This is a genomic window from Arcticibacter tournemirensis (assembly GCF_006716645.1).
Lineage (GTDB): Bacteria > Bacteroidota > Bacteroidia > Sphingobacteriales > Sphingobacteriaceae > Arcticibacter > Arcticibacter tournemirensis.
The window spans coordinates 4,845,410-4,871,794 of sequence record NZ_VFPL01000001.1 but is presented as its reverse complement, the minus strand read 5'-3'; the positions used below and the strand labels follow the sequence as shown (position 1 = coordinate 4,871,794).

Here is a 26,385-nt window from a genome sequence, read left to right as displayed (position 1 = left end):
CTATAGTAAAACTAAAAACTATAAATTAAGGATGTTGTCGTCTTTCGCGCAGCTGGTTGATTAGCCATTCCCTGAATTCTCTTTCAGCAGGAAATACCAGATCTGCTTTTTGTGCAGGCAATACATCCTGAAATTCTTTACGGTAACGCTTTTTTGTTTCAAGGATACGGGTTTCAAACTTTAACTCGTCGGGCGGAGTATTAGCCTCCTTCTGCAGTTGGCGGGCTCGTCGTCTTTCTTTAAATATAGAGATCATTTCCCGCTGATAGTTGTGATACACCGGCCAGAACTTTTGCGCCTCCTCCGGACTTAAATCAAGTTTTTTAGTTAGAAACTCAATTTTCACCGCATCAATATGCTTGTTCTCATGTTGTGCTGCAGCCGGTACTGTTACAAATACAGATAAATATAATAAAGTACTAAAGATCCATTTCTTCATTTTTACATCATTTACAGCGTAGACTCAAGATATTGCTCGATCTCCCGGTCTGACAGGCTCGCGCCGGTTTCTGTTGCTACAATATTTTTTTCAAGGTTCTCTACAATCACCGGAAAGTCACCTGTATCACTATATGCCTGGAGGTAGGTCACAATGTCATTTTCAGGTATTTTCGAAAGCTTCGATTCTAAGGTATTATTCTGCTGACTAAAGAAGATCACAGAGCCGGTTACAGTCGTTATACAAGCTGCGGCTGCATACTTCATCCAGGCAGGAACCAGCCGGCGCACAGTTTTTGACGGAGTAGCGTTCAGTGCCTCCGCTTTTTTAATTATACTTTCTTCAAGATTAACAAAGTAATTGTGGGGTACACTAAACCCGTTCTCACTCATCTCCTCCTTAAAACTTTCGGCTTTCACCGCCGACATGATCCGGTCGCCGAGTGTATCGAAGTACCCTTCAGGAACAGTAAAGCGCGTATTCCCGCCATCCCCGGACGACTCTGTGATAGCCACTCTGCTTTGCAGCTGATCCTGCATGTTTTCGAAGTAATTAAGGGGAACTGTAAACGGATTAGTCCTCTCAACCGCCGCCAGAGCCGGTGCATCCTTCTCCCAGTTTCCGTTATTTTTATTCAATTCCATATAGATACTGATTAATCTGAAGCCTTAAGGTTTAATCATTGTTTGATAAATAAGCCTCAATTTTTTTTACTGCATGATGAAAGGACGCTTTAAGAGCCCCTACACTGGTTCCAAGTACGTCGGATATCTCTTCATATTTCAAGTCGTCAAAATATTTCATGTTAAATACAAGCCGCTGTTTTTCGGGAAGGGTTAACAATGCCTTCTGTAACTTCATCTGAGCATGATTGCCGTCAAAATAAGAGCCCTCAGCCAGCGAATCGGCAAGGTCGTAAGCTACTTCGTCAAGGGGCATATTATTCTGTTGTTTCTTTTTATTGAGGAAAGTAAGGCATTCGTTAGTTGCAATCCTGTAAAGCCATGTATAAAGCTGTGAATTACTTTGAAAGTTATCCAGATTCTTCCACACTTTGATAAATACGTCTTGTACCAGGTCATCGGCATCGTCATGATTTATTACCAGACGCCGGATATGCCAGTAAATTTTTTGCTGATACTTTTTTAAGAGCAAGCCAAAAGCCTCGTTCCGGGTCTCCTTATTCGAGAACTTTAAAAGTATTTCTGAGTCTTCAACTTGATTCATGCGGTATCATTTGGCTCTTTACGGCAAAGTACGTCGTTTTGATCGATAAATTATATACCCATAAACAAAAAGCAGCATGGGGCTTTTAGATTTCAGAGCAGTCAACGATTATCCCTTTAGGAAGTCAACCGTTGCATCGCATGCCTCCTTTAATTTCTCGGGCAGGGCTTTTTCGGTCCAGGGATGCCTTCCTCCGAAAACATGATCACCCCCTTCAATGAGCAAAATCCGCGCAAGTTCCTGCTGCCTGTTTAGCTCATGTGCCTGCTCAGGAGCTATACTTGTATCCGCATCTCCGTGGACAATGAGCCACGGTTTTTCTACACTTCGGGCAGCGTTCAAAACATCCAGCCTTTCAGAATGGTGGTTGAGGTCTTCCAGTATTTCAATGCTTAAAGGCATTTGCTGGTTTGTTCTGGTATTGTGAATATATAGAGTACCGTTTTTTCTCCATGCTTCTTCCTGTTCATTACTCCATAAGTTTCTTAAATTACTAACAGAGGCCCATGTTACCAGTTTATCAATCCTTTTGTCTTCTGCAGTTTGGATAACGCTGATAGCTCCGCCAAGACTGTGGCCGATAATAAAAATGTGATCCGGCGAGGGAAACGACCTTCCGCTGCTGGCAAAGGTAATAACCTGGTCGAGGTCGAACAATTCTTTCGAAAAGGTATTCAGGCTAAAGGCATTCAGGTCGTCGAACATGCCATTAGTACTGTTTGCACTAATGCCTGCGTGGGAGAAGTTGAATTTTAGAAAATCGAAACCCCGCTCAGCGAAATATTCAGCCGTTAATGAATGCGTCCCCCAGTCTTTGAACCCTTTAAATCCATGAACAAAAATAACAAGCAGCCCTTTACTGCCCGTTTCGGGAGAAGTTATGTCAATGGGGATGGACCGGCCTTCGGCCCCCTCTATTGTATAAGATGTTACGTTCATGCTTTTTAGTTCTTCAATAATACATCAAACTTAACAAATAGCGCACAGCTTAGTTTGTTGTGCCTTCTTTTGACGTTACTTGTACGTGGTAAGTCGTACGTTTTACCTGCGTTCATTATGTCATTTGATTTTCCTGATTATTTATAAATAATCTAAATACCGCTGTTTGACAAAGGAATGACAGCGGTATGGGGCTCTATTGATACCTTTGTTTGGTTTTAAAATAAATTAGGTATACAGGCGTTGAAACAGTTAAAAGTTTTAGCATTTACTCATCAGCAGATAGATTTAAAGGATTTAGGGAAGTTTGTGATCTGCAATCAGACGCTGGCTGTCAGATTAAATTCCGTAAGGGAGAAGTTTGACATACCTGAGATCTTCTATATAGGCACCTGTAATCGTGTGGAGTTCGTTTTCAGCGGCTCTATGCACATTACTCCTGCTTTCGTAAAAGATTTTATTCAAACCTTAGACTTTTGTATTCCTGACGATAAGTTAGATGATTTTGTTAGTAAGGTAAGATTATTCGAAGATGTAGATGCTTTCAATCATTTGCTTCGCGTTTCATGTTCTCTGGAAAGTTTAGTAGTAGGGGAGAAAGAAATACTCGCACAGGTACGCAAAGGGTATGAAACCTGCAGGGAAGCTGGCTTTACCGGGGATTATATGCGGCTGATTATGAGCCATATTGTAAAAACAGCCAAAGAGGTATACACAGAGACCAAGATTTCCAAAAATCCTGTTTCGGTGGTTTCGCTGGCCTATCGTAAGCTGCGCGATTTAAACATGTGTTCAAATTCCCGGATCCTTATTATTGGTGCGGGTGAAACCAATAAGTGCATTTCAAAATACCTGCAAAAACATAAATATTCCAACTTCGCGGTATTTAACCGTACGCTTTCTAAGGCAGAAGAACTTGCCAAAGAGCTTAATGGCGAAGCCTTCAGCATTACAGAACTTATAAATTATAAAAAGGGATTCGACGTAATTATTACTTGCACCAGTGCCGTTGAGCCTATTATTACGAACGAGATATATCACTCGCTTCTCAATGGAGAAACCGATAAAAAGGTGATCGTAGATCTGGCTATTCCTAACGATACTCATCCCGAGATCCTCGAGCGAAATCCGGTTCACTTTATCGAGGTACGCAGCCTTCAGGAGATTGCCAATCAGAATATGCAGGAACGTTACCAGGAACTGGTACATGCAGAAGTGATTATAGAACAAAATATTAACGAGTTTAAGCCGATTTTGAAGCAACGCCAGATTGAGCTTGCTATGAGAGAGGTGCCGTTAAAGATTAAAGAGATCAGGAGAGTTGCGGTTAATTCTGTATTTGCCGACGATATTCAGCAGCTTGACAGTAATTCAAGGGAAGTACTAGAGAGGGTGATTAACTACATGGAAAAAAAATATATCAGTGTTCCAATGGTTATGGCTAAAGAAATCCTCGTTAACAACAGCTAACCTGTTTTAGTACTACAGCAAATATGATAAGTCGTTATTTTTGCAAAAAGGTTAAATTTTATTGTGGATAGAAAAGTCATTATAGGTACAAGAGGGAGTGAGCTGGCTCTCTGGCAGGCAAATTTTGTAAAGGATAAACTAGCAGAAATCGGTGTAGATGCCGATCTTAAAATCATAAAAACACAGGGCGATAAGATTTTGAACCTTCGCCTGGATAAGCTCGAAGGAAAAGGTTTTTTCACCAAGGAACTTGAAGAAGCCTTACTGAACAATACCATAGACCTTGCTGTTCATTCGCACAAAGACTTACCTACTCAAAATCCGCAAGGCCTTATTATTGCTGCAGTTTCTGAACGTGAAGATCCCAATGAACTTTTGCTGATCCTTAAAGACTGTGTAGACATTAAACAAAAGTTGTCGGTTAAGTATGGGGGATTGGTAGGTACGTCGTCGAACCGCCGCAAGGCACAGCTTCTTTCGTTGAGGCCTGATCTGGAGATTGAAGATTTACGCGGAAACGTTCCTACGCGTATACAGAAGCTGAGAGACGAAAGCTATGATGCTATCATTCTGGCAAAAGCCGGTGTAGAGCGCTTGAAGATTGATCTGAGCGAGTTTTATGTGGAGGAACTTGAGCCAATGGAATTTATTCCGGCCCCTGCGCAAGGAGTTTTGGCTATACAGATCCGTGAGACCGACGCTGAGTTATATGAGAAGCTGCAGGCTCTGCATAACGAGGAGGTTGCTGAGGTGATTGCTGTGGAGCGCAAGGTGCTTAATATCTTTAACGGTGGTTGTCATATGCCTTTAGGCTGTTACTGCAGAAAGGAGGATGGCAAATACCAGGTTTGGACGTCGAAAGCAAACGGCGAAGATGCTTTTCCTAACAGGCTTTTCCTCGAATCCGACACTACTGTGGGCCTCGCAGAAAGGATCGTGGCGAAGTTTTCGCCAGACAGGGGTTTCCCTGCTAAAGTCTTTATTACCCGTGATATTTCTGAATCGAGTTACTTCAGAAGAGCGATGGAAAAGAATGGCATAGCCCTGGAGTGCCGGTCGCTGATCCGCACTTTTCCCATTATTAACAGACTGGATCCATATATATTAAGAGATGCCGACTGGATATTTTTTTCCAGCAAAAATGCGATAGAATATTTCTTTAAGCTTGATCCACAGATCAGTAAAAAAACACAGCTGGGTGTGCTCGGGCGGGCTTCAGAAGAAACCCTCCGGCGTTTTGGCAGAGTGCCCGACTTTAATGGAGAGGAAGAGGGGATTGATACTTCTGAAATTGCAAAGGAATTTGCAGCAATAGCAAGCGGCACAACCGTATTGTTTCCGGGAGCAAAAGGTTCTCTGAGAACCATTCAGCAAACACTCTCTGTTCAGACAAAGATAATTGACCTTCCTGTTTATGAAACGGTGATAGAGGAAGATGTAGAGCAATCGCATGCCGACGTGCTGATCTTTACCAGTCCTTCGAATGTTGAAGCCTATTTTGCTCATAACCTTCTCGAACCCGGACAGAAAGTAGTTTGTATAGGCCGCTCGACCGGCAGGAAGTTCGATGAGATGGGGGTAAGGTATACGTTGCCTTATTCGCCTGACGAGATGGGACTGGCAGAGGCTGTTTTTGGCCTTTAGTATCTTGCTATACCAATTAAATCTCTTAGTGAAGAGAGAATATATAAAGAGTCGTTATGTTACAAAGACCGAGAAGAAACCGGAAAAGCGAAGTTATTCGCGAAATGGTTAAAGAGACGTATCTTTCTGCGTCGAATCTAATACTTCCGTTAATTATAACAGAAGGTGACAACAAGAAAATAGAAGTTGCATCAATGCCTGGCGTTTATCGTTTGTCGATAGACAACCTGTTGCGCGAAGTTGAATCATGTCTGAACCTTGGGTTGAAGGCATTTGATCTTTTTCCGAATATTGATGAGGCACTGAAAGATAAATATGCTACTATCAGCTATCACGAAGAATGTTTATATCTCAGGGCAATAAGGGCCATTAAAGCCCGGTTTCCTGAAGCCTGTGTAATTACCGATGTGGCTATGGACCCCTATAGCAGTGATGGACATGACGGGATCGTTGAAAACGGCGAAATCCTGAATGATGAAACGCTGGAGGTCCTCGGAAAGATGGCCTTGGCTCACGCACGCTCGGGAGCCGATATTATCGCTCCTTCTGATATGATGGATGGTCGCGTTGGATATATCCGGAAGATGCTCGACGACAATGGCTTTACCAATATCTCCATTATGTCGTACAGTGCGAAGTATGCAAGCGCTTTTTATGGACCTTTCCGCGACGCCCTTGATTCTGCTCCGAAGTTTGGAGACAAGAAAACATATCAGATGAATCCGGCCAACCAGAGGGAAGCTTTGATCGAAGCGGCCCTGGACGAACAGGAGGGGGCCGATTTCCTGATGGTTAAGCCAGCCTTAGCCTATCTGGATGTCATCAAACTTGTAAACGATCATTCTAATCTGCCTGTAGCAGCCTATAACGTGAGTGGAGAATACGCAATGGTTAAAGCCGCTGCTCAAAAGGGATGGCTCGACGAACGCCGCACAATAACAGAAATATTAACAAGCATAAGAAGGGCTGGAGCATCTGCTATATTAACGTATCACGCGAAAGAGGTACTGGAAAACAGGTGGATATAGTGAGTTGTGGGTTCTGGGTTGCAGGATGTGGGAAGTGGAGTCGGGATTAAGAATCAAGAATCAAGATACAAGAATTAAGAATCAAGAATTGGGCGTTATATAGAAAGCTAATAGCCAACTGCTAATACCTAATAGCCAAAATAAAATGAACGATATATCACGTGAACGGTCATCCGAATTATTTGAAAAAGCACAGAGGTTTTTTCCGGGGGGAGTGAATTCTCCGGTACGAGCTTTCAAATCGGTGTATGGAACACCCCTTTTTATAGAAAAAGGAGATGGATGTTTCCTGTGGGATGCTGATGGAAATAAGTTTATTGATTTTTGCTGTTCCTGGGGCCCCCTTATATTAGGGCACAATCATCCCTCTGTTCGTGAGAATGTGATAGATGCAGTTGAAAAGGGAATGAGTTTTGGGGCGCCTACAGCACTTGAGAACGAGCTGGCGGAGCTTATTCTTACGCATAACCGGAAGGTTGAAAAGATCCGTTTCGTTAGTTCAGGCACAGAGGCTGTCATGTCGGCTATCAGGCTGGCCAGGGGGTATACCAAGCGCGATAAGATCTTAAAGTTTGAAGGATGCTATCACGGTCACGTTGACTCTATGCTTGTTAAAGCAGGGTCGGGACTGGTAACTTTCGGCGAGACTTCATCTGCCGGGGTGCCAAAATCATTTGCAGACGAAACTATTGTTATTCCCTTAAATGATCGGGGAGCAGTAGAACAAGCATTTAAGCAATTTCCCGATCAGATCGCTGCCATTATCATTGAAGGTGTTCCCGCAAATAACGGGCTGCTCATTCAGAATAAAGAGTACATACAGTTCCTCCGGGAGCTCAGCACAGCTAATCGCTCCCTTCTTATTTTTGACGAGGTGATAACTGGTTTCCGCCTTGGCTTTGAAGGCGCTGCGGGGTATTATGATATACAGCCGGACATTACAACCTACGGAAAGATTATTGGTGGTGGTATGCCGGTAGGCGCCTACGGGGCGTCGGCGGAGATCATGAGCAATATCTCACCGGAGGGCGCTGTTTACCAGGCCGGAACACTGTCGGGAAATCCAGTGGCTATGGCTGCGGGGATCGGTCAGTTATCAGAATTACTGCGCCCCGGCTTCTACAAAGAGCTGAACGAAAAAACTGCTGCTTTTGTGGCGTCTGTACAGCAATATGCTGCCGACAAAGAATATCAACTGACTGTTTTCTCTATCGGTTCACTTTTCTGGTTTGCCTTCACTGATAGAAATATTCAAAAGGCTGAAGATATAGATCCGTTGAGTATGGACAAGTTCAAGATCTTTCATCGCGAGCTGCTGAACCGGGGAATATATCTGGGGCCTTCCGGCTATGAAGTAGGGTTTATATCGTCTGCGCATACCGTTGATACTCTGGAGAATGCAAAAAGAGCTATATTTGAAAGTTTAGATGTTGTTTATTCCTGATGCATAAGTCGCTTGTAATATTTTATGGTCTTATTTTATACGCCCTGGCAGAGCTTATCTGGTGGGGGGTGTTGCTGGTAAAGGTGCAGCCCGAGCGCAAAGCTATGATCATGGGCGAGGGAGCGGTATTTCTCATCCTTTTCTTTACCGGGGCCTACTTTTTGCAGAAGACACTAAAGCGGGAACGCAAACTTCATGAGCAGCAGAAGAATTTCCTTCTGTCGGTAACACATGAGCTAAAGTCGCCCCTGGCCTCAATAAAGCTTTATCTTCAGACAATCCTCAAACGCGATCTGGATAAGTCGCAGACACGCACTTTCTTAAATAACTCTCTTAAAGATATCGAACGACTGGATGATCTGGTAGAAAACATGCTCATTGCTACCCGTATAGAAAATCATTCATACTCTTTCCCCAAAGAGAAATTCAACTTTTCGGAGCTTGTAGAAAAGGTGGCGGGGCGTCTGCAGATCCATAGCTGCAGTACACAGATTATTAAGACGAATGTTGATCGCGACATATATATAACGGGAGATAAGTTCGCTTTGACCCTGGTTGTATCAAATCTAATTGAAAACGCCGTTAAATATTCCCCTCCTTGTGAAGAAATAAGCGCAGGCTTATATCAAAAAGAGGGGGAGATTCTTTTTACAGTAGCAGATAAGGGGATCGGTATAAGGGATGAGGAAAAACTTCGCATATTTGAGAAGTTTTACCGTGTAGGCAGTGAAGATACCCGCAAGACTAAAGGTACAGGTCTGGGTTTGTACATTGTAAAACAGGTACTTGATAAGCATCAGGCACAGATAAGAGTTAAAAATAACCGGCCTACAGGAAGTATTTTTGAAGTAAGTTTTAGCACATATGGCAACTAAACAACGTATTTTATTAGTAGAAGATGAAGAACATCTTCTGGAAGCTATCAAGCTCAACCTGGAGCTCGAAGGGTACAAAGTTACAACTGCGACAGACGGAAAGAAAGCTCTCCGGGTTTTTAAGGAGGAGCGGTTTAACCTGATCGTTCTAGACGTAATGCTTCCTGAAATAGACGGCTTCCAGGTAGCTGAAACCATCCGGCTGGAGAATACAGAAGTTCCAATCATGTTTCTTACGGCTAAGAATACCAGCGAAGACCGTGTTACCGGTCTGAAGAAAGGTGCCGACGACTATCTCGTGAAGCCCTTTAATCTCGAAGAACTTATCTTGCGAGTGAATAACCTTGTGAAAAGGGGCCTGTCGGGAGACGAAAAGAAGGAGTTAAACACCTACAAGATTGGTGGTAAAACCATTTATTTCAACTCTTTCGAACTTCGTAACGAAGATGGATCGGTAACGCCACTTACAAAAAAGGAAACTATGCTGCTGAAGCTGCTTATCGAGCGCCGGAATGAGGCCGTGTCGCGTGAGCAGATCCTCGAAACGGTATGGAATTATGATGTTTATCCTTCTACCAGAACGATAGATAATTTCATTCTTACCTTCCGTAAATATTTTGAGCCCGATCAGAAGAACCCAGTCTATTTCCATTCTATCCGTGGTGTCGGATATAAGTTTACCGACAGCCAGTAGAAGGTATGATGACTACCAGGACGCGTTTTGCTGTTCTCGCAGTGGCTGTTGTCTTACTGGGATACACCTTTTATGAAAGGAATTACGAGGTTTCAGCCGTGGTAGGGCTGGGGATAGTTCTTCTGATAAGAGGATATTTTAAAGAAGGCACCGTTGTTCTGGCAGCAAAAGCTTTCAGAAATAAGGAATATCAAAAGGCTGAAACGCTTTTAAAGGAGATCAGAAATCCCGATTACTTAAGGAAAGCGAGGAGAGGGTATTACGAGTTTATTTACGGCAATATCGAGCTTCAGAGGGAAAATTATAATGAGGCTGAACTTCATTTTCAGATTGCGAGCCGCTTTCCTTTAAGTTCAGAGAACGATAAAGGAATCGTGCTGGTACACCTGGCCAACCTGAATCTTCGTAAGAAAGAGTACGATAGGGCCAAAGCTTATATTGAGATAGCCAAAGATCTTAAGATTAGCGCCAGAATACAGAGTATTATTGAGAGAATAGAAAAAGAAATACAAAAACCATAGTGAGTACTAAGCAACAAGATTCTTTATTTATAAAAGCTGCTTTTTCGCAGCCAACAGAGCGTCCTCCGGTTTGGATGATGCGTCAGGCCGGACGATTTATGAAAGAGTACTGGGACATAAAAAACCGGTATTCATTTCTGGAGATGTGCAAAACGCCGGAAATAGCTGCAGATGTAACCATGCTGCCTGTTGATTTACTCGGAATAGATGCCGCTATCCTCTTCTCTGATATCCTGGTTACCGCCGAGGCCATGGGGGGCGACCTTAGCTTTACACAGGGAGTGGGACCGCGTTTCTCTAATCCGGTAAGAACAAGCGACGATGTTGACAGGCTCGAAACAGGCGTAGTCAGGAAACTTCAGTATGTTGCGGATGCAATTAAGATCGTTCAGCAAAGGCTTGACGGGAAAATTCCTTTAATCGGTTTCGCGGGTTCGCCCTTTACGGTGATGAGCTATCTGGTTGAGGGTGGTTCGTCAAAAGACTTTAAACTTACCAAACTAATGCTTCATAATGAGCCCGAACTGGCTCACCGGCTTTTAGCTAAGATCGCTGAAGTAACAACGGGCTATCTGAACCTTCAGATTGAAGCAGGAGTGGATGCTCTGCAGATATTTGACAGCTGGGCCAGCGCCCTGGCATGGGACGACTATAAAGAGTTTTCACATACGTATATTTCGAAGATCATAGCCGGTCTAAACCGGCAGGACATACCCATAATATCTTTCTGTAAGGGTAGCTCGGTATTCGCCCCTCTGATGGCAGAAGCGAAACCGGATGTTATCTCGGTAGACTGGAACGCCGACCTCCTGAATGTTAAGAAAAGTCTCCCAGCTGGAATTGCAGTACAGGGGAATCTTGATCCTCATATTTTATATGCAGATAAGAAGGTAATTAAAGACCGTATTGTGAAGCTGCATGAGCGCATGAAGGGCGAGAATGGGTTTATTTTCAATCTTGGCCATGGTATCATGCCTGATTTGCCTTTCGATAATGTCAAATACGCCATAGACGTAATTAAAAACGAACTTACATAAGCTGCTTGAAGTGCTGTACTTATATATAAAAGCGATCCATATTATTTTTGTAGTCTGCTGGATGGCTGGCTTATTCTATATTGTCAGGATTTTTATTTATCATATCGAAGCGAGAGAGAGGGAAGAGGATGTACAAAAGATCCTCTTCCCTCAATTTGCCCTTATGGCCAGCCGCTTGTGGAATATTATCACTGTGCCGGCAATGATACTTACAGTTCTGGCGGGCATCGCGATGTTATATCTTAACCCATACCTTTTTCAAGCCGACTGGATGCTGGTGAAACTGGGCTTCGTAGTTGGATTGCTCATTTATCATTTCGTGTGCCAGCATGTGATGATCCAGCTCAGGAATGGTATCTTTTCATGGACCTCTACGCAGCTGCGCATCTGGAATGAAGTTGCCACCATTCTGCTGGTTGCTATTGTCTTTGTTGTTGTCCTGAAGAACGCACTTAACTGGATATACGGCATCATAGGCCTCTTTCTTTTCATCTTCATTATCATGATGGGAGTAAAGATTTACAAATATTACCGTCTGAAGAAGTAATAGGGTTCCCAACAAGCCATCGCCATCGGAACTGCTTCGACCTTCAGTCGGGTTTGAATGGGGAAACGGCGATGCGAACCCCTGTTTTTATCAATGGAAGAAACACGGTGTCAGGAGCCGGGTGACTTCCTGGTCAGATGATGGTTAGGTCTCTGATACCGCTGGGGGGACTGAAACCAACAAAGATCGTTTGTGTGTATTAATTAAATCGTGTACGTTTGTGCTTTAAGCCGGAATGAAAAAGTATCTTCTTTTAATTGTCGCGTTAGTCTTCGCGTTCTTCGTAAAAGCTCAATTACCCAATGATAGCCTTGAATACCGGATCCGGCCGGATAGTCTTCGAACGGGAGAGCTGCATTTAAGCATTCATAATTTCAACTTCCTGCGTAACTACGAGTTTTTTAATGATTTTCAGGATGGTTATACCTTATATGGCGCTCAGCTTGAGCCGCAGCTAGTATATTACGCCCATCCAAAGCTGTCTGTGATGGCCGGAATTCATCTAAGGAAGGACTTCGGAGGCAATGGTATTTATCGTACATATCCACTGTTCAGCATTAAATATCAAAGCGGGAACACCGCTTTAATCAACGGGGTGCTTGAAGGGAATGCCCAGCATCGTTTCATAGAACCATTATACGATTTCGAACGAAAAATTGCCAACCCTGTTGAGTATGGAACGCAGGTAGTAATAAACAAGCCGTCTTTATTTCTCGATGCTTTCATCAACTGGAACAATATGATCTACAAACCTTCTGGTGAGCAGGAAGAACTATTTGCCGGTGGCTCGGCTGATATTACGATCCGCCAGAACGAAAAGATTAAGCTGTCGTTACCGCTCCAGGTTTTAGCATTCCATCAGGGGGGCCAGATTGATACGATTGATAAGCCGCTAAAAACCTTGCTGAATTACTCCACCGGTATTAAACTGAAACTTCGTACAGGGGAAGGTTTTATAACAGAATTCAATACCGAGAATTATTTTGTGGGATTTAAAGATAATTCGTCGGTTAATCAATATCCGTTTGCTGACGGCAAAGCCCTGTTTCTCAACGCAGGAGTAAAAAGCCGGTATGGATCGCTTATTGTGTCGTATTGGAATGGCAACAAATATGCTTCATCTGCCGGAATGCCCATTTATCAATCAGTATCCAATAAGATCGGAATGGAGGGATATTCAGAAAACAAACGTGAACTGCTGATACTTCGTTATGTTTATCAGAAGGAACTAGTGCCCCATTTTTACCTCGACTTTCGGATAGAGCCCGTTTTTGATCTCAAAAGCCCCGGCTCAAATCAAATGGATTTCTATCACTCTCTTTTTCTGGTCTACAAACAGGACTTCAGATTAATAAAAAGAAAATAATTAAGCTTCCGTGCAACCAAACAGGCACTATTGGCATCTTATATCTGAACGCATATGAATATAAGTCGTAAAGTGACAGTAGACGATCTGCTTGAGGGATGCCGGCGTGGAGAGCGAAGGACCCAGGAGCTGTTGTATAAATTACTCGGATCAAAAATGATGGGTATTTGTATGCGTTATGCTAAAGATCGCTTTGAGGCAGAAGATATGTTACAGGTAGGCTTTGTAAAGGTGTTTCAAAAGGTAAAGGAGTTTCGCGGAGAGGGTTCATTTGAAGGCTGGATAAGGCGTATAATGATAAACTCGGCAATAGAAGTGTACCGGAAAAATCAGAGAATGATAAACGTGGTGGATATTGACGAAGTGTATGATGCCCCACAGAGCATGTTTGACATGAACAAACTCGAAGCGAAGGATCTTCTTAACCTGATACAGCATCTTTCGAGCGGCTACAGGGTGGTATTTAATCTTTATGCTATTGAAGGATATTCACATAAAGAGATCGCAGAGCAATTAGGTATAACCGAAGGAGCTTCAAAATCGCAGTTATCTCGTGCCAGGGCGATCCTGAAAGAAAAAATAGTTAAAATGGAGGGTGATAAACATGCAAACTATGTCGGATAAAGAGTTTGACGAACTATTCCGAGGGAAATTCAGTTCATTTGAGGCAGAGCCTTCTGACAGGGTGTGGGGGAGGATTTCCGAAGATTTAAGGCAATCACAGAAGAAGACGCTTTTCACTCCGGCCTGGATGGCAGCTGCCAGTATAGTCGTTGTAATAGGCGCCGCAATCTGGTTTTCAAAACCATCCGAAACTATAAAGCTACGTGGAACGACAGAGCCGGAGCAGGTCGCTAAAGCTGCGGTTGTACCATCTCGGCCCAGTCGGGTGAAGGAAGCAGCAGGAGAGAGCTTTTTTAGAAAACTTTCATCCCTGAAGATGAACCATGATCGGCAGGCTGAATATTATGAATCAATAAAAAGCCGGAAGCGTGTGCCCGAACAACAACAGTTAGTCAACGAAACAGAAATAACTGAACACAATGTGCAGACAGAGGTATTGTCTTATGTTGAAGATCGCCAGATATCGCCAGTAGCTCCGCCTGCAACCGTTGTTATGCACGATACTGGTAAACCTGTACTTGCTTTAGCAAACGTCGAAAGTGAAGTAAAAGAAAGAGCAGTTGCTGAAACTGAAAGATCAACATCCGGTATCCGGTCAATGGGCGATCTTGTAAATTTTGTTGTAGCCAAGGTTGATAAGAGGAAGGATAAGGTGATAGAGTTTTCAGAGAACGACGAAGGAACGTTGATTTCAGGTATTAATCTTGGGCTTATTAAGATCAAAACCAAAAATGCAGAGGACAAACAGAATTAGAAAATATATCATGAAGCGAATATTTATTTTATTTATAGTGCTTACAGCGGTTAACACTATATACGCAGATGAAGTTTACAACAAAAGCCTCCCTACTGATTCTACTAAAACAAGCCGGACTGTTACAAAGAGCAAAAAGACAGAAGTTAGTCTTTCGATAGGGAAAAGTGATGAGAGCCGTAGCGAAGAAGATGGCTCGAAAGGTTCGCGACATTCAGGTGTGTCTTTCGGTTTAACGTTTGCCCGCTTTGATATCGGTTTTTCTAAGTTGATAGATAACGGAAGCTTTACGCTTTCTCCAGAGAACGAATTCCTGGAATACGACGGCTGGAAAACAAGTAATGTAGGTTTTGATCTTCTTCAGTTTGGATATCGCTTCAACAGTGCATTTAAAATATATCTCTCAGGTGGGGTTGACTGGACTCACCTCCGTTTAGAGCGCAATATCACCATGAGAAGAAATGCCCCTGTACTTGAATATGATGAATCCGATATTCAGTTCAGTAAGAATCGCTTTTCCTCCACCTACCTTCGGATTCCACTATCCTTTGAGTTCAGGACGAAGGAAGATAAAAGCGGCAAGAAATTCCGCTTCATAGCCGGGCCGGATATGGGCTTTCTCCTTAACGGACGCGTGAAGCAAAAGAGTAACGAAAACGGAAAACAGAAGTTTAACGATGATTATCACTTCACTAAATTCAGATACGGAGCGTTCGCCAGGATAGGATATGGTGGCGCTGGCTTATATGCAAAATATTATTTCAACGACATGTTTGAAAAGAGCCCTGCTCAAAAAGGACTTAAAAATATGGCCTTCGGCCTTAGCATAGGATTTTAAAACACATACAATTGGTTAACCTTTCCCTGTTTTTCCGGTCCCGGAATTGCAGGGATTTTTTTGTTTATTTGCGTATGATGCCATTCGCCAATCCCATCCAATGAATAACGCTATTATAGAACTACAGGAAGTAAGTAAAATATATCAGAATAATCCACTGGCGGGAGTGCAATCCGTAAGCCTTTCCATTCCGGAGGGCCTGGTAACAGTGATATCGGGTGAGAGCGGAAGTGGGAAGAGCACGCTGCTGAAACTTATTTCGGGATTAATGAGTCCGGATAGTGGGGTTGTATTATATAAGAACGGGCCTGTTATGGGCCCCGAAAGCCGGTTAATCCCCGGACACGATGCAATGAAAACCGTGGCCCAGGATTTTAATTTAAATATCTACGCTCGGGTTTACGATAATATTGCCGGCTTGCTTTCTAATACGAATCTCAAAGAAAAGCAGCAGAAGACCTTCGAGGTGATGGAATTTCTCAAAATTGACCATCTGGCACAGAAGCGCGCAGTTGATCTGAGTGGAGGAGAGCAGCAAAGAGTAGCAATAGCAAGAGCCATTATTACTGGTCCTGAAGTATTATTGCTTGACGAGCCCTTTAGTCAGGTTGACTCCATACTGAAAAACGAACTGCGTGCCGATATTAAACGGATGTCGCGGTACCTGGGGATCACTGCAATACTCGTATCACACGACCCTCTCGACGGACTGTCACTTGCCGACAAGATGATTGTCCTTAAAGATGGAGAAGTACTCGAAGAAGGCGCCCCGTCTGACCTATACAATGCGCCGGGATGTTTATATACTGCCCAGCTGCTTTCAAACTGCAATGTACTCTCTTCTGAAGATGCCCGGGAATTAGACATATACACAGGGAAGGATACGGTTGCCGTATATGCAGAGTGGGTAAGGTTAAATAGGAACGATGACTCGCTGACTTTCACCGTGAAGGACTGCTTCTTTAAGGGCTTCTATGAAGAAGTTCTGTTAGAACGAAACGGCGTGAAATTAAGGGCAATCAATACCGGAAATTTCCGCTATGTAAAAGGGCAGGAGGTTGGTGTTAGTATCGACAGGTTTGTGGAGTTTTGAAGTTTGAAGTTAGTATCAAGCAACTAGTATCAAGTAACCAGTATCAGGTATCAAGATATGGGGCTGGCTTCAGGCAATATGCCGTCAGCCTTAAATAGGAGAGCATTTGCCAATCCTTTTCTTTCAGTTAATAATATAGGAAACCAGTCTTAATACCTGATACTATCTACTTGCTACTAAGCGAAGCGTCACACCAAATACTCAAACAATGTCTGATCGCGGTTGATAGCCTTATAGTCAAACCGATGAGCTTCCATCCTTTGGATCAGGGCAGCATAGTCCTCGGCCGACTTAAGTTCTATACCAACAAGGGCCGGGCCGCTTTCGCGCTCTGTTTTCTTAATAAACTCAAAACGGGTAATGTCGTCGCCGGGGCCGAGTACATTGTTAACGAACCTTTTTAAAGCTCCCGGACGCTGCGGAAAGCGGATCAGAAAATAGTGTTTGAGTCCTTCGTATAACAGCGAAAGTTCCTTAATCTCCTGCATCCGTTCGATGTCATTATTGCCTCCGCTCAGGATGCACACTACATTCTTCCCCTTTATCTGATCAGCACAAAGATCAAGGGCCGCAACAGATAATGCCCCCGCCGGTTCAGCAACAATAGCTTCCTCATTATAGAGTCTCAATATAGTAGTACAAACCTTTCCTTCGGGAACAAGGATTATCTGGTCGAGAACATTTCTGCAGATGGGATAAGTAAGCTCACCAACCCGCTTTACAGATGCTCCGTCGACAAAGCGATTGATGGACTGCAGTGTTTCGGGACCTCCGGCTTCAAAGGCTCTAAACATGGAAGGTGCGCCTTCAGGTTCAACACCTAACACCCGGATAGAGGGGTTTACCTGCTTGAGGTAGCTGCCAGCGCCCGCAGCTAAGCCACCACCGCCCACAGGTATAATCACGATATCGGTATCTGGCAGATCTTCCAGAATTTCTACCGCCACTGTACCCTGTCCTTCGATAATATTGTAATTATCAAATGGCGGTACGAAAGTCATTTTATTCTCGTCGGTATAGGCCAGCGCTTCCTTAAGACAATCGTCAAAAGTATCACCAACCAATATGATCTCAATCATCCCATTACCAAACATCCTGGTCTGGTCAATTTTCTGCTTAGGAGTTATTTCGGGCATGAAAATCACCCCCCGCGTATTTAACTCCCTGCACGAGAAAGCCACGCCTTGGGCATGATTCCCTGCGCTCGCACATACAACGCCTTTGGCAAGCTGCTCAGCGCTTAGCTGGCAGATCATGTTATACGCTCCGCGCAATTTGTACGACCTTACAGCCTGAAGATCCTCGCGCTTGAGGAATAGCTGGCATCCATATTTTTCAGAAAGGCGGGTATTGTATATCAAAGGCGTACGCTTGATAACCGGCTTTAGGCGTTCCAGCGCTTTTACAGGATCGGGATCATAGAGATAACTAGTCATCTTCAGAATTTCATTGAGTGCGAAGGTAGGGATCATTACAGATAGTTACAATAAGTTGGCAGTCCTTCTGCCAGGCTTTTTATTGAAGAAGTCCATCCGCCGAATGAAAAGAATAGTAACTTTAAATCTCATTGTAGTGTACGTGAACTTAAGTCAGCATTGCAGAATTGACGGGCTTGCGGCCGACTATATTGGAACGTTGAAAACAAAGATCATCAATGAACGGGCAACAAAATATGCAGGTAGTACCCGATGAAGTAGTGATTAGTAAGATCTACCAAATCAGGGGACAGAAGGTCATGCTGGACCGGGACCTTGCGGAGCTTTACGGAGTAGAGACAAAACGTCTGAAAGAACAGGTAAAACGTAATCAGGACCGCTTTCCTCCTCCTTATATGTTTGAACTGACCGAACGGGAGTTTGCAACTTTGAGGTCGCAAAATGCGACCTCAAAAGAGGGGCGGGGCGGAAGCCGCTACTTACCTATGGTGTTTACAGAACATGGCGTGTTGCAACTGTCCAATGTTCTAAAAAGTGCGCGGGCGATAGAAGTAAGCTTTAAGATCATTGATGTGTTTGTAAAACTAAGGGAAATGCTTTCAGGGAATACAGCACTCAAACTGGAAATCGAATACATCAAAAATAGACTGAACAATCAGGACAAGAATATGGAGATCGTCTTTCAGTATCTGGACGAACTGCTGGAAAAAAAAGAACAACCGGCAGAGCCCAGGAAAGCCATCGGCTACCGGATTGGTGGAGAGAAAGAAGGGAACTCAAAGTAACCAACTGCCATAACACAAAAATTCCCCCTTACCTAAACAGCAAGGGGGAGAGGAGGCAATTGGTAAATCCTTATATGTTTTTTGCCAGCCAGTCGCCGACTTCGCTGGTTTTGTAGGCTTTGTTGTCTTTTCCGGCAAGGTCTTCTGTTACGATCCCCTCGGTGAGCGACTTGTTAACTACTGTCCGGATGAGTTCTGCTTCTTCTTTTAAGCCAAATGCATCTTCAAACATCATTGCCGCCGATAATACCGTTGCCAGCGGATTAGCGATATCTTTACCTGCAGCCTGCGGATATGATCCATGGATCGGCTCGTAAAGAGAGGTGTGGATGCCGACAGATGCAGAAGGCATTAATCCCATAGATCCTGAAATTACAGAAGCTTCATCTGTAAGGATATCGCCAAAGAGGTTCTCTGTGATAATCACGTCGTATGATTTCGGCCATTGAACCAGTCGCATAGCTACTGCATCCACAAATTCGTAACTTACTTCAACTTCGGGAAAATCCTTTTCCATGTCCTGTACGGTTTCCCTCCACAGGCGTGAACTTTCAAGGACGTTGGCTTTATCTACGCAGCACAGTTTCTTTCCGCGAGTCATGGCAAGTTCAAAGCCGAGCTTTGCAAGCCGTTGTATTTCTTCACGTGTATATGTGCATGTATCAAAGGCCGTGTTGCCATCATCTTTTCTTCCTCTCTCGCCGAAGTAAATACCTCCGGTTAACTCACGGAGGATGATTAAGTCGGTGCCTTCAATCCGCTCTCTCTTTAAAGGAGAATTGTCGATTAACGATGGAAATGTAAAGGTCGGGCGAACATTAGCATAGAGGCCCAGTTTTTTACGCATTTTAAGCAGCCCCTGCTCGGGACGTACTGTAGCCTTAGGGTCGTTGTCGAAGCGGGGGTGGCCAATGGCACCAAATAAAACGGCGTCGGCGGCCATACATACTTCATGGGTTTCATCAGGATAAGGCTCGCCAACTGCATCAATGGCTGCTGCTCCGGTTAAAGCAGAAGTCCAGTTTACTTCGTGATTAAACTTTACAGCAACTGCATTTACTACTTTAACTGCCTGGTCTATTACTTCAGGCCCTATTCCATCTCCTGCTAAAAGGGCTATGTTTAGTTTCATTGTGTTGGTTTATTTCTATATAATATTTAACATTTTCTGAGTTGCCTTAATCGCGCAGACTGTCTGATCAGAGTCAAGCCCGCGGGTAATAAAGGTTTTATTGTTCGTTTCCCAGGTTATTATCGTCTCGCATAACGCGTCGGAGTTACTGCCGGGAGCTATTCTTACTGCATAATCCACTAATTTAGGCAGTTTCATGTTTATGCGGGAGTAAACCTTCGTCAGGGCGTTCATAAATGCATCGAACTGACCGTCGCCCTGCGCATGCTCTTCAAAAAGTTTTCCGTTGATACACACAGCAAGAGTGGCTGAAGGCCTCAGTCCCTTTGAATGCGTAAGAACATAAGATTCTACGATCACTTTTTCTTCGTAGAGCTTGCTGTTCAAAACATCGGAAATAATATAAGGAAGATCTTCTGTTGTTACAGCCTCCTTTTTATCGCCCAGCTCGATAACGCGCTGAGTCACTTTCTTCAGGTCCTCATTGTTTAACTTCAGGCCCAGCTCCTGGAGGTTCTTTTCAATGTTCGCCTTGCCTGAAGTCTTGCCAAGTGCATATTTCCGTTTTCGTCCAAAGCGTTCAGGGAGCAGGGCGTTGCAATAGAGGTTACTCTTGTTATCACCGTCCGCATGAATCCCCGCCGTTTGAGTGAACACGTTCTCTCCAACAATGGGTTTGTTAGTCGGAATTCTCACGCCCGAAAACGTTTCAACCAGTTTACTTACTTTGTAAATTGACGACTCTTTTAAGGCAATTTCAGCTTCAGGAAGAAAGTCGTTAATAACGGCAACTACACTCGCCATAGGAGCATTTCCTGCTCTTTCGCCCATGCCGTTCACGGTTAAATGCAGCCCGTTTATACCGGCTTTAACCGCTTCAAGCACATTTGATGTAGCAAGGTCGTAGTCGTTATGAGCATGGAAGTCAAAGTGAAGCTGCGGAAATTTAGTCCTGATTGCCGATATAAATTGAGACGTCTCTGATGGTGTAAGCACGCCCAGCGTATCAGGCAGCATGATCCTCTTTACCGGTTGAGTCGACAGAAATTCCAGGTACTGCCAGGTATAATCAGGCGAATGCCTCATCCCGTTACTCCAGTCCTCGAGATAGATGTTTGTATCGATCCCCTTACTTTTGGCAGATTGTATAACCGTGGCGATTTCGGCGAAGTGCTGTTCGGGCGTTTTTTTTAACTGATGGGTTAAATGGTTCAGTGAGCCTTTCGTTAACAGGTTCTGTACTCTGACACCTGCTTTTTCCATCCATTCAATAGAAACGCCGTTATCTACAAAAGATAATACCTCTATCGCGTTTATGTATCCGTTTTTTTCTGCCCAGTCTGTTATGGCTTTAACTGCTCCGAACTCGCCGTCAGAAACACGGGCGGACGCAACTTCTACGCGGTCTACCCTGAGCTCGTCAAGGAGTAATTGTGTAATGGTTAGTTTTTCTGAAATAGAAAACGATACTCCCGATGTTTGTTCACCATCGCGGAGTGTGGTATCCATTATCTCAATTTTTCTTTTTTCGGCGTTTAGCTTGCTCATTGCTTATTTCCTTTGCTGTCCTTTTAAGTAAAAGGCGTTTCATTAATGGGTTGAAACGCCTTTCGTTAAACGAGGACTTATAGCATCATTCTTATTAGAATGGTAGTTTCGAAGCGAATTCCTGGATCTCTCCCTTTATATTCTGAAGATAGTCTATGTCGTCAAAACCGTTTGACATATTATCCTTTTTATAACTGCTGATGTCGAAGCTCTCGCTTTCGCCGGTAGCCAAAAGCGTAATCGTTTGCTCAGATAGGTTTATTTCCAGTTCTGTCTGCGGATTGGCGAAGATGGCATTGAAGATCTTTTCAAGGAACTCTGCGCTAACCTGTACCGGCAGCACTCCAATATTCAAGCAATTGTTGCGGAATATGTCGGCGAAGAAACTGGAAACAACGCATCTGAAGCCATAATCGTAAATAGCCCATGCTGCATGTTCTCTGGATGATCCTGACCCGAAGTTCTTGCCACCGACAAGTATTTTACCACTGTAGACGGGGTTATTTAGAACGAAATCTGCTTTAGGAGTATTGTCGGGGTTATATCTCCAGTCGCGGAATAAATTATCTCCAAACCCTACGCGTTCTGTTGCTTTAAGGAAGCGGGCCGGGATGATCTGATCGGTATCGACATTCTCAATCGGAAGAGGAACGGCGGTACTTTTTAATACAGTGAATTTATCGTAAGCCATATTATTTCTTTGCGGGTAAATTGAATCCCGTGTGATTAGTTTTATTGAATTAACGTTCTTGGATCGGTTACCACTCCCGTAACGGCAGCAGCAGCTGCAACCAGGGGACTTGCTAACATGGTTCTGGCACCAGGGCCCTGGCGGCCTTCGAAGTTCCTGTTAGAGGTACTTACCGCATATTTACCGGCAGGGACTTTATCGTCGTTCATCGCAAGACATGCTGAGCAGCCAGGCTGACGTAAAGAAAAACCAGCCTCTGTTAATACATCAAGCAATCCTTCTTCTTTAATTTGTGCTTCAACTACATGAGAACCGGGTACGAGCCATACCGTAACATCATCCGCTTTTTTCTTGCCTTTAACGATAGAAGCAAAAGCTCTGAAATCTTCAATGCGGCCGTTCGTACAGCTTCCAACAAACACATAATCTACTTTCTTTCCGATCATCGATTCTCCTTCATGGAAGCCCATGTAGTTTAACGATTTCTCATAAGTAGCTACACCACCGTCCAGTTCCTGCGCCGTTGGGATATTGTTAGATATTCCCATGCCCATTCCCGGATTGGTACCATAAGTGATCATGGGTTCAATGCTGCTCCCATCATATGTAAACTCTTTATCGAAAGTAGCGTCAGCGTCAGTCTTTAACGTCTGCCAGTAAGCCATCGCTTTATCCCATGCTTCACCTTTAGGAGTGAATTCACGTCCTTTAATATAATTGAATGTTGTTTCGTCGGGAGCGATCATACCTCCGCGTGCACCCATTTCAATACTGAGGTTACAAACCGTCATGCGGCCTTCCATGCTCATGCTTTCGAAAACTTCTCCGGCATACTCTACAAAATATCCTGTAGCGCCGGATGTGGTAAGTTTTGAGATGATAAACAGGGCCACGTCTTTTGGAGTTACTCCTTTGCTAAGACTGCCTGTAATGTTGATCCGCATCTTTTTAGGCTTCGGCTGCATGATACACTGTGTAGAAAGTACCATTTCCACTTCGGATGTACCGATACCAAAGGCTATAGCTCCAAAAGCGCCATGAGTTGATGTATGCGAGTCGCCGCAAACGATGGTTGCACCTGGCTGGGTTATGCCGTTTTCCGGTCCCACAACGTGTACAATCCCATTTTTCTGGTGACCCAGTCCCCAATGCCTGATTCCATAAGCTCCGGCATTTTCCTCCAGCGCCTTCAGTTGGTTCGCTGAAAGCGGATCAGCAACAGGAAGATGCTGATTGATTGTTGGTGTATTGTGATCTGCGGTTGCAAAAGTTCTTTCCGGATATAGCACAGGGATTCCCCGGGTCTTTAACCCCAGGAATGCTACCGGACTAGTAACCTCGTGGATTAAATGGCGATCAATAAATAACACATCCGGGCCGCCTTCAATGCTACGTACCACATGCGCATCCCACACCTTGTCAAATAATGTCTTGCTCATTTTCTTTAGTCAAAATTATATTGTTCTTTTAACGTCTCTCCATTCGAAGAGATATATCTATACAAATTTATTCAGGGCATCGAGGTACGCATTCGCAGAAGCTCTCACGATATCGGTGCTGAATCCGTAGCCCATGTATGATTTCTCTTCGTGGATCACCCTCATGTCTACCTTACTAACATCATCGCTTCCCCCTTCGATGGAATGGATATTAAATTCTTTAATCTCCACATGATTGCCCAGTATGCTCTCGATCGCCTTAATCGTGGCGCTAACCGGGCCGTTACCAGAGGCTGTCGCTTCAACTTCATTTCCGTTATAGCTTAGTTTTACCGTTGCCTGGGGACTGGTTTCTTCGCCGCAGATTACCTTCAGCGATTGTATTTTTACCCCGTTTTTATAGTTTGTATCATTGCCGTTGCCCATGAGTAAAAGAAGGTCATCATCTTTGATCTCTTTTTTCTTATCAGCCATTTCGAGAAAGCGCTCATAAGCATGATCCAGGTCGATACGATCTACAGAATACCCCAGGCGTTCAAGGTGATGCTTCAGGGCATGCCTGCCGCTGCGTGCCGTCAGGATGATTTCAGACTGATCGATCCCAACGTCCTCCGGGTTTATTATTTCATAATTCTCGCGGTGTTTAAGTACGCCATCCTGATGGATCCCCGAGCTATGTGCAAATGCGTTCTTTCCTATAATTGCCTTGTTTGGCTGTACAGGCATGCGCATCATGCGGCTTACCATTCCGCTTAATTTATATAAATGCTTTGTGTTTATGCTGTTATGAAGGTTCAGTGAACGGTGTGTTTTGAGGATCATCACTACCTCTTCCAGTGAAGTATTTCCCGCACGTTCACCTATTCCGTTAATAGTACATTCAACCTGGCGGGCTCCGTTCTGAAGGCCGGCCATGCTGTTTGCTGTTGCCAGGCCGAGGTCGTTGTGGCAATGTACTGAAATAACGGCCTGATCAATATTTTTTACATTTTCTTTCAGAAAACGGATTTTCGCTCCATATTCTTCCGGCAGGCAATATCCATTGGTATCCGGGATATTAACTACAGTTGCACCTGCCGCAATAACGGCTTCGATCATTTGAGCCAGATATACATTGTCGGCCCTGCCAGCATCTTCTGCATAGAACTCAATATCCTCAACAAACTTCTTTGCGTATTTAACAGCTTCTACAGCCCGCTCAAGGATCTCCTCTCTTGTGCTGTTAAACTTATACTTAATATGCATATCGGAGGCGCCGATGCCCGTATGTATACGTGGATGTTTCGCATATTTCAATGCATCAGCTGCAAGGTCTATATCTCCCTTTTTAGCACGGCTCAGTGCGCAGATGATAGGCTCGCGAATTATTTTTGACAGCTCAATAACGCTTTGGAAGTCGCCAGGACTGGAAATAGGGAATCCTGCTTCAATAATATCTACGCCCAACGACTGAAGTGCCTCACCTATAATGATCTTCTCAGGAGTTGTGAGCTGAGAACCGGGTACCTGTTCTCCGTCGCGGAGTGTTGTGTCAAAAATAAATATGCGGTTAGGATCGTGTAACATATTCTCGTTTTGTTGCCCGTTCTGCCAGGCTAAGCTTAAGTACTTGTTTTTGAAATAGAATTAAGTATATATTAATTCAAATTGTAATTATACAGAGAACAGGAAGCACTTGTTAATTGCTCCCTGTTCTTATATTGAGCGTTGGCTTATGCCTCTACTGTTTGATTTTCCGGGCGCAAGCCTCTTACAGTTTTGCCAGCCTGCCATATTTCGCTGTCGCGAAGTTCTTTTAGCTCTGCGTCAAGCTTTTCGCGGTAATCTGGCTGACTGTTTAAGTCGATAGATCTCTGAGATTCTTTTCCTGTTGCAACGCTTTCGTATAATTCTTCGAAAACGGGCTTGGTAGCATCCCTGAATTTCTTCCACCAGTCAAGGGCACCGCGCTGAGCAGTCGTAGAGCAGTTTGCATACATCCAGTCCATACCGTTTTCTGCAACTAAAGGCATCAGCGACTGAGTTAATTCTTCAACAGTCTCGTTAAATGCTTCAGAAGGAGTGTGCCCTTTACTGCGCAATACTTCATACTGAGCAGCAAAGATACCCTGGATACAACCCATGAGAGTACCACGCTCGCCGGTCAGGTCGCTGAAAACCTCTTTTTTGAAGTCAGTTTCAAACAAATAACCACTACCTACGGCAATACCTAAAGCTATTACTCTTTCCCATGCTTTACCAGTGGCATCCTGGAAGATTGCAAAGCTTGAATTCAATCCACGGCCTTCAAGGAACATCCGGCGTAATGAAGTGCCTGATCCTTTAGGGGCTACGAGGAATACGTCAACATCAGCAGGAGGAACGATTCCGGTTTGCTCATTAAACGTGATACCGAAGCCATGAGAGAAATACAAGGCTTTGCCTGCAGTAAGGTGCTTTTTAACGGTAGGCCAAAGTTCTATCTGAGCTGCATCGCTTAAAAGGTAGCAAATGATTGTACCTTTTTCAAGTGCTTCTTCTATATCAAAAAGAGTTTCACCCGGTACGAAACCATCACGTACTGCTTTATCCCATGATTTAGAGTTTTTGCGTTGTCCTACAATAACGTTGATGCCGTTATCTTTCTGATTAAGAGCCTGTCCGGGTCCTTGTACTCCGTAGCCTATTACTGCTACCGTTTCTTTGCTAAGTACTTCCTGTGCTTTTGATAACGGAAATTCTTCGCGGGTCACTACATTTTCTTCAACACCGCCGAAATTTAATTTTGCCATGATTGTTTGTTTGAACTTTTGCTTTGTTTTTATGATTATTGCT

27 protein-coding genes are annotated in these 26,385 nt (G+C 44.0%); 16 read left to right on the top strand and 11 right to left on the bottom strand.

Annotated elements, in window-relative coordinates:
• Nucleotides 1-25: 25 nt before the first annotated feature.
• The 4 genes from BDE36_RS20320 to BDE36_RS20305 all read right to left on the bottom strand — a co-directional run bounded on the left by BDE36_RS20320 (nt 26) and on the right by BDE36_RS20305 (nt 2,605).
• Nucleotides 26-439 carry a hypothetical protein gene (locus BDE36_RS20320; RefSeq protein WP_141816295.1) on the bottom strand — a complete coding sequence of 138 codons (414 nt, stop codon included), beginning with the start codon at nt 437-439 and terminating at the stop codon, nt 26-28.
• An 11-nt stretch (nt 440-450) separates the two neighbouring features.
• Entirely contained in the window at nt 451-1,083 is a 633-nt protein-coding gene (locus BDE36_RS20315; protein ID WP_141816294.1) for a hypothetical protein, read from the bottom strand.
• 31 nt (nt 1,084-1,114) lie between these two features.
• Nucleotides 1,115-1,666, bottom strand: a complete 552-nt coding sequence (locus BDE36_RS20310; protein ID WP_141816293.1) for an RNA polymerase sigma factor — start codon at nt 1,664-1,666, stop codon at nt 1,115-1,117.
• Nucleotides 1,667-1,774: 108 nt separating this feature from the next.
• Complete coding sequence (locus BDE36_RS20305) at nt 1,775-2,605, bottom strand: alpha/beta hydrolase family protein (RefSeq protein ID WP_141816292.1); 831 nt, start codon at nt 2,603-2,605, stop codon at nt 1,775-1,777.
• Between the two features lie 243 nt (nt 2,606-2,848).
• Here BDE36_RS20305 and hemA point away from each other — a divergent pair, with 243 nt between their 5' ends.
• From hemA to BDE36_RS20235, 14 genes are all read left to right on the top strand, one after another.
• Nucleotides 2,849-4,075 (top strand): glutamyl-tRNA reductase, encoded by a 1,227-nt coding sequence (gene hemA / locus BDE36_RS20300; protein ID WP_128768617.1) that lies wholly within the window; start codon nt 2,849-2,851, stop codon nt 4,073-4,075.
• 63 nt (nt 4,076-4,138) lie between these two features.
• Nucleotides 4,139-5,719: a hydroxymethylbilane synthase gene (gene hemC / locus BDE36_RS20295; RefSeq protein ID WP_141816291.1), complete on the top strand. Its 1,581-nt coding sequence runs from the start codon at nt 4,139-4,141 to the stop codon at nt 5,717-5,719.
• Nucleotides 5,720-5,775: 56 nt separating this feature from the next.
• Nucleotides 5,776-6,747: a porphobilinogen synthase gene (gene hemB, locus BDE36_RS20290; RefSeq protein WP_128768615.1), complete on the top strand. Its 972-nt coding sequence runs from the start codon at nt 5,776-5,778 to the stop codon at nt 6,745-6,747.
• Nucleotides 6,748-6,892: 145 nt separating this feature from the next.
• Nucleotides 6,893-8,191, top strand: coding sequence for a glutamate-1-semialdehyde 2,1-aminomutase (gene hemL / locus BDE36_RS20285; protein ID WP_141816290.1), 1,299 nt, complete (start codon nt 6,893-6,895; stop codon nt 8,189-8,191).
• Nucleotides 8,191-9,066, top strand: a complete 876-nt coding sequence (locus BDE36_RS20280) for a sensor histidine kinase (protein WP_141816289.1) — start codon at nt 8,191-8,193, stop codon at nt 9,064-9,066. The genes hemL and BDE36_RS20280 overlap by 1 nt, the downstream gene beginning before the upstream one ends.
• Complete coding sequence (locus BDE36_RS20275) at nt 9,056-9,760, top strand: response regulator transcription factor (protein ID WP_128768612.1); 705 nt, start codon at nt 9,056-9,058, stop codon at nt 9,758-9,760. Before BDE36_RS20280 ends, BDE36_RS20275 begins: the two co-directional genes overlap by 11 nt.
• A 5-nt stretch (nt 9,761-9,765) precedes the next feature.
• Nucleotides 9,766-10,281 (top strand): tetratricopeptide repeat protein, encoded by a 516-nt coding sequence (locus BDE36_RS20270; RefSeq protein WP_141816288.1) that lies wholly within the window; start codon nt 9,766-9,768, stop codon nt 10,279-10,281.
• Nucleotides 10,281-11,318 carry a uroporphyrinogen decarboxylase gene (hemE, locus tag BDE36_RS20265; protein ID WP_141816287.1) on the top strand — a complete coding sequence of 346 codons (1,038 nt, stop codon included), beginning with the start codon at nt 10,281-10,283 and terminating at the stop codon, nt 11,316-11,318. The genes BDE36_RS20270 and hemE overlap by 1 nt, the downstream gene beginning before the upstream one ends.
• 13 nt (nt 11,319-11,331) lie before the next feature.
• On the top strand, nt 11,332-11,865 hold the full coding sequence (locus tag BDE36_RS20260; RefSeq protein ID WP_202618166.1) for a CopD family protein: 534 nt from the start codon (nt 11,332-11,334) through the stop codon (nt 11,863-11,865).
• 235 nt (nt 11,866-12,100) lie between these two features.
• Complete coding sequence (locus BDE36_RS20255) at nt 12,101-13,231, top strand: hypothetical protein (protein ID WP_141816285.1); 1,131 nt, start codon at nt 12,101-12,103, stop codon at nt 13,229-13,231.
• Between the two features lie 54 nt (nt 13,232-13,285).
• On the top strand, nt 13,286-13,855 hold the full coding sequence (locus BDE36_RS20250) for an RNA polymerase sigma factor (protein ID WP_141816284.1): 570 nt from the start codon (nt 13,286-13,288) through the stop codon (nt 13,853-13,855).
• Nucleotides 13,845-14,609, top strand: a complete 765-nt coding sequence (locus tag BDE36_RS20245; RefSeq protein ID WP_128768606.1) for a hypothetical protein — start codon at nt 13,845-13,847, stop codon at nt 14,607-14,609. The genes BDE36_RS20250 and BDE36_RS20245 overlap by 11 nt, the downstream gene beginning before the upstream one ends.
• 10 nt (nt 14,610-14,619) lie before the next feature.
• Entirely contained in the window at nt 14,620-15,447 is an 828-nt protein-coding gene (locus BDE36_RS20240; RefSeq protein WP_141816283.1) for an outer membrane beta-barrel protein, read from the top strand.
• Nucleotides 15,448-15,547: 100 nt separating this feature from the next.
• The gene (locus tag BDE36_RS20235) at nt 15,548-16,540 is read left to right on the top strand and encodes an ABC transporter ATP-binding protein (RefSeq protein ID WP_141816282.1); all 993 of its coding nucleotides are present in this window, start codon (nt 15,548-15,550) and stop codon (nt 16,538-16,540) included.
• Between the two features lie 188 nt (nt 16,541-16,728).
• Here the strand turns inward: BDE36_RS20235 and ilvA are convergent, their stop codons facing one another.
• Nucleotides 16,729-17,976, bottom strand: a complete 1,248-nt coding sequence (gene ilvA, locus BDE36_RS20230) for a threonine ammonia-lyase IlvA (protein WP_202618165.1) — start codon at nt 17,974-17,976, stop codon at nt 16,729-16,731.
• 103 nt (nt 17,977-18,079) lie between these two features.
• Between ilvA and BDE36_RS23830 the strand changes: the two genes are divergently transcribed.
• Nucleotides 18,080-18,232 carry a hypothetical protein gene (locus BDE36_RS23830; protein ID WP_161987732.1) on the top strand — a complete coding sequence of 51 codons (153 nt, stop codon included), beginning with the start codon at nt 18,080-18,082 and terminating at the stop codon, nt 18,230-18,232.
• On the top strand, nt 18,195-18,761 hold the full coding sequence (locus BDE36_RS20225; RefSeq protein ID WP_141816280.1) for an ORF6N domain-containing protein: 567 nt from the start codon (nt 18,195-18,197) through the stop codon (nt 18,759-18,761). The genes BDE36_RS23830 and BDE36_RS20225 overlap by 38 nt, the downstream gene beginning before the upstream one ends.
• 70 nt (nt 18,762-18,831) lie before the next feature.
• On the opposite strand, the gene leuB is transcribed toward BDE36_RS20225, so the two are convergent.
• The 6 genes from leuB to ilvC form a co-directional block, all read right to left on the bottom strand.
• Nucleotides 18,832-19,893 (bottom strand): 3-isopropylmalate dehydrogenase, encoded by a 1,062-nt coding sequence (leuB, locus tag BDE36_RS20220; RefSeq protein WP_141816279.1) that lies wholly within the window; start codon nt 19,891-19,893, stop codon nt 18,832-18,834.
• Between the two features lie 15 nt (nt 19,894-19,908).
• Nucleotides 19,909-21,441 (bottom strand): alpha-isopropylmalate synthase regulatory domain-containing protein, encoded by a 1,533-nt coding sequence (locus BDE36_RS20215; RefSeq protein ID WP_141816278.1) that lies wholly within the window; start codon nt 21,439-21,441, stop codon nt 19,909-19,911.
• Between the two features lie 94 nt (nt 21,442-21,535).
• Nucleotides 21,536-22,132, bottom strand: coding sequence for a 3-isopropylmalate dehydratase small subunit (gene leuD, locus BDE36_RS20210; RefSeq protein WP_141816277.1), 597 nt, complete (start codon nt 22,130-22,132; stop codon nt 21,536-21,538).
• A 41-nt stretch (nt 22,133-22,173) separates the two neighbouring features.
• Nucleotides 22,174-23,571, bottom strand: coding sequence for a 3-isopropylmalate dehydratase large subunit (gene leuC / locus BDE36_RS20205; RefSeq protein WP_141816276.1), 1,398 nt, complete (start codon nt 23,569-23,571; stop codon nt 22,174-22,176).
• Between the two features lie 57 nt (nt 23,572-23,628).
• The gene (locus BDE36_RS20200) at nt 23,629-25,137 is read right to left on the bottom strand and encodes a 2-isopropylmalate synthase (protein WP_141816275.1); all 1,509 of its coding nucleotides are present in this window, start codon (nt 25,135-25,137) and stop codon (nt 23,629-23,631) included.
• 146 nt (nt 25,138-25,283) lie between these two features.
• Nucleotides 25,284-26,342, bottom strand: coding sequence for a ketol-acid reductoisomerase (gene ilvC / locus BDE36_RS20195; protein ID WP_128768597.1), 1,059 nt, complete (start codon nt 26,340-26,342; stop codon nt 25,284-25,286).
• Nucleotides 26,343-26,385 lie beyond the last annotated feature (43 nt).